At 52.5% G+C, this 570-nt stretch carries 1 protein-coding gene; it reads right to left on the bottom strand.

All coding sequences use genetic code 11. From position 1 onward, the window contains the following. Positions 1 to 186 precede the first annotated feature (186 nt). Positions 187 to 570 (bottom strand): transposase (locus A9G05_RS26995; RefSeq protein WP_139131283.1); only part of this gene is annotated, 384 nt, incomplete at its 5' end.

A 570-nucleotide genomic window follows, 5' to 3' on the forward strand; every position in this document is an offset into this window, starting at 1 on the left:
CTACGTTACACCCGAAATCGAGGATGATTTTGAGAAGTGCCTCCGTTCATTGCAGCCTAGTGAGTGTGTGTTTTTATGCGGCAGTAGTGGTGATGGCAAATCTGAAATATTGTCACGTAGCTATGACCAAGGCGTTGTTTCCCAAATCAGCCATCAGGTCACAACCGCCCCAGCCCCAAGTGACCGTTACACTCGGGGCTTTCTGACAGGCAGACCAAGTGTGTTCAGTTTGTTGATTGCACCAACATACGCCATTACTTCCCCTACCTGACCGTTGTAGGTCCGCAGACTGATTTTGCCCATCATTAACTGCTTGAACCGATACATCGCCGTCTCTGCCAGCGAGCGACGGTGATACCCCGATATCTTCTTCCAGTGCGCCAGCCCTTCCTTGCGCATCACCAGCACGGCCTCATTTCTTGGATGCCCCATTTTCCATAACCCCGCACTTTTGCGAGGCGGGATACAGGCTGTTGCCCCTTTGCGCAAGATAAGCTGATGGCTGGCTTTGCTGTCATAGGCGCCATCCGCATAAACATGTCCCAGCTTACGCCGCAGAGGGTTGAGCAA

Origin of the sequence: Pseudomonas sp. ENNP23, assembly GCF_001728945.1 — a bacterium.
GTDB classification, from domain to species: domain Bacteria; phylum Pseudomonadota; class Gammaproteobacteria; order Pseudomonadales; family Pseudomonadaceae; genus Metapseudomonas; species Metapseudomonas otitidis.